Source organism: Methylobacterium marchantiae (genome assembly GCF_042679825.1).
Taxonomy (GTDB): Bacteria; Pseudomonadota; Alphaproteobacteria; order Rhizobiales; family Beijerinckiaceae; genus Methylobacterium; species Methylobacterium marchantiae.
Map to the genome: position 1 here is coordinate 68176 of NZ_JBHTND010000022.1, position 3327 is coordinate 71502.

Sequence of the window (3327 nt, forward strand, 5' to 3'; positions counted from 1 at the left end):
CCTCTTCGCTCAGGGCGACCTGTCCGGCGCGCTCGCGAGCTTCACCGCCGGGCTTTCGATCGCCGAGGGTCTGTCGCGGTCCGATCCGGGCAACGCGCAATGGCGGCGCGATCTGGCGCTGAGCCATGGCTGCGTCGCTTTGATCGACGCGGCGCAGGGCCGTGGCGACGAGGCGCTTCGAAAGCTCGCGCTTGGCCGCGCGATCACCCTCCGGCTCATCGACGGCTCGCCGGACAACGCCGTTCTGCCGCGTGACCTGGTCTGGTTCGACGCGCGGATCGCCGCGGTGAACAGGTGATGATCTCCGGCACTCCGTCTCGACCCTTTCGGACCAGGACGCGCCCTTGACGAGAGGCAGGCGCGCCGTGACACCCTCCCGCGCCCTTGCTATGCCGCCACTTTGAGGACGCGGCCGCGTCGCGCGCGGCCGCCCAAGCGGATTCGTCGCTCAGCCATGAACATCTTCGCCACCTTCGAGGCGCGCGTGCGCGAGGCGCTCGAGAGCCTGATCCGGTCCGGGACGCTGCCCGAGGGTCTCGATCTCTCCCGCGTGGTGGTCGAGCCGCCGCGCGACGCGTCCCACGGCGACCTCGCCACCAATGCGGCCCTGGTCCTCGCCAAGGAGGCCCGGACCAATCCGAAGGCTTTGGGCGAAGCCCTGGCGGCGGAGCTCCGGCAGGATCCCCGCGTGGTCGAGGCGAGCGTCGCGGGGCCCGGCTTCATCAACCTGCGTCTGACGCCCGAGACCTATCACGCGGTCGTGCGCGCGGCCCTGGGCGAGGGGGCCGGGTACGGCCGCGCCCGCATGCCCGGCGGCAAGGTCAATATCGAGTACGTCTCGGCCAACCCCACCGGGCCGATGCATGTGGGCCATGGCCGCGGCGCGGTGTTCGGCGATGCCCTGGCCAACCTGCTGGTGGCGGCCGGCCGCGACGTGACGCGCGAATACTACATCAACGATGCCGGCGCGCAGGTGGACGTCCTCGCCCGCTCCGCCTTCCTGCGCTACCGCGAGGCACTGGGCGAAGAGGTCGGCCCCGTGCCGGAGGGCCTTTATCCGGGCGATTATCTCGTGCCGGTGGGCGAGGCGCTCGCCGAGAAGCACGGCCGCGCGCTCCTCGACCGGCCCGAGGCGGAATGGCTCCCGATGGTGCGGGGCGAATCGATCGACGCGATGATGGACCTGATCCGGGGCGACCTCGCCCGGCTCGGCATCCACCACGACGTGTTCTTCTCCGAGGCCACGCTGAAGGAGGCGGTGCCCGTCCTCCTGGCGGAACTGCGTGAGAAGGGCCTCGTCTACGAAGGCCGGCTGCCGCCGCCCAAGGGCCAGCTGCCCGAGGATTGGGAGGACCGCGAGCAGACCCTGTTCCGCACCGTGGAGTTCGGCGACGACGTCGACCGGCCGCTGCTGAAATCGGACGGCTCGTTCACCTACTTCGCCTCCGACATCGCCTATCACCGGACCAAGATCGCCCGCGGCGCCACCGACCTCATCGACGTGCTCGGCGCGGACCATGGCGGCTACGTCAAGCGCATGCAGGCGGCGGTGAAGGCGGTGAGCGGGGGGCAGGCCACCCTCGACGTCAAGCTGTGCCAGCTCGTGCGCCTGCTGCGGGCCGGCGAACCGGTGAAGATGTCCAAGCGCGCGGGCGAGTTCATCACCCTCGCCGAGGTGGTCGACGAGGTCGGCCGCGACGCGATCCGCTTCATGATGCTGTACCGCAAGAACGACGCGACCCTGGATTTCGACCTCGCCAAGGTGGTCGAGCAATCCAAGGACAACCCCGTCTTCTACGTGCAATACGCCCATGCCCGCTGCGCCTCGGTGTTCCGGCAGGCGCGCGAGGCCATGCCGGGCGAGGACTTTTCCGTCGCCGGCCTCGCCGATGCGGACCTGACGCTGCTGGCCGATTCCGCGGAAATCGAGATCATGCGGCTCATCGCCCAATACCCGCGGGTGATCGAAGCGGCGGCATCGGCCCACGAGCCACACCGTGTGGCATTCTACCTCTACGAGCTGGCAAGTTCCCTGCATGGTTTCTGGAACAAAGGCAAAGACCTGCCGCAATTACGGTTTATTAATCCAAACGACCGAAACTCGACACGGGCAAGACTGGCCCTCGTGGAGGCTTTGAGAGGCGTCGTCGCTTCCGGTCTCGCGGTCTTGGGTGTCACCGCGCCGGATGAAATGCGGTGAGGTGATCTCGGCGTGAAGAGGAATGCTGCCATGACGACGAACGCTTCGCGAGCGCCTGTCGATTTCGACGCCTTCGCGCGTGAGTTGCAGCCCACGCCGACCCCGCAGCCGCAGGCCCAGCCCGCGGCGAAGCCCGATCCGCTGGCGGAACTCGCCCGCATCGTCGGCCAGGACGACCCCTTCCGCGCCCTCCTCGAAGCCCGCGATTCCCGCACCGCGCCCCAGCCGCAGGGCCAGGGCGGACGGAGGGAGCCGAGCTTCCACGACGAGGCGCCGGCTGCGACCTATGCCGCGCAGCCCGCCGCCTATGCCGCCCCGGAGGCCTACGCCCAGCATTCCCAGTACCAAGCGGCGCAGGAGCCGCATGCCCCGCTCTCGGCCCATCCGGCCGATGCGTTCGACCAGTATCTCGCCTCCGTCGATCACAGCGCCTATGCCGACGGAAGCCACGATCCCCGCGGGGCCGAGGCCTATGCGCCGGAGCAGGAGGACCGCCCCAACCGGGCGGCCCAGCGTCCGCGCCAGCGCAGCCGCCTCGTCTCCGTCGGCGCCGGCCTCGGCGTGCTGGCGGTCTGCGTCAGCGGCGCCCTGACCTGGCGCAGCCTGCATTCCAGCTCCAGCGACGGCACCGTGCCGACGATCATGGCCGACAAGGCCCCGCTGAAGATCGCGCCGCAGAAGGCCGACGGCGTCGAGATTCCCGATCAGAACAAGCAGATCTACGACCGCAACGCCAAGGACGGCCAGATCCGCATCGTCAACCGCGAGGAGCAGCCGGTCGACGTGGCCCAGGCCGCCCGTTCGGCCCAGCGCGCCGGGGAGGGCGGAGCCACGCCCTCGACCGGGCAGGGCGGCAATACCGGCCCCCTCACCGAGACGCTCGGCGAGCCGCGGCGGGTGCGGACCGTGTCGGTGAAGCCGGATACCCCCCCGCCGCCGCCCCAGCGCGAGGCCTCCGCCGCCCCCTCCGTGATCCCCACCATGACCCTTCCGGGCGATGGCGGCGGCTCCACCAACGCGTCGCTGCATCCGCGCGTCGGCAAGCCGCCCACCGCCACCCCCGCTCCCGTCGTCGAGGCGTCCGCGCCCGAGTCGACCGTGCCCGCTCCCGTGCCCGCTCCCGCGCC

3 protein-coding genes are annotated in these 3327 nt (G+C 70.6%); all 3 read left to right on the top strand.

Annotation, left to right across the window (positions count from 1 at the left end; all coding sequences use genetic code 11):
• A partial coding sequence (locus ACFQ4G_RS15915; RefSeq protein WP_379040564.1) for a hypothetical protein occupies positions 1–298 on the top strand: 298 nt, incomplete at its 5' end.
• Between the two features lie 156 nt (positions 299–454).
• Positions 455–2200, top strand: a complete 1746-nt coding sequence (gene argS, locus ACFQ4G_RS15920; RefSeq protein WP_238202527.1) for an arginine--tRNA ligase — start codon at positions 455–457, stop codon at positions 2198–2200.
• A 30-nt stretch (positions 2201–2230) separates the two neighbouring features.
• A partial coding sequence (locus ACFQ4G_RS15925) for an SPOR domain-containing protein (protein ID WP_379040566.1) occupies positions 2231–3327 on the top strand: 1097 nt, incomplete at its 3' end.

Excerpts from the sequence above, each read along its gene's own strand:
- argS (WP_238202527.1), top strand. The coding sequence starts at position 455 with ATGAACATCTTCGCCACCTTCGAGGCGCGCGTGCGCGAGGCGCTCGAG.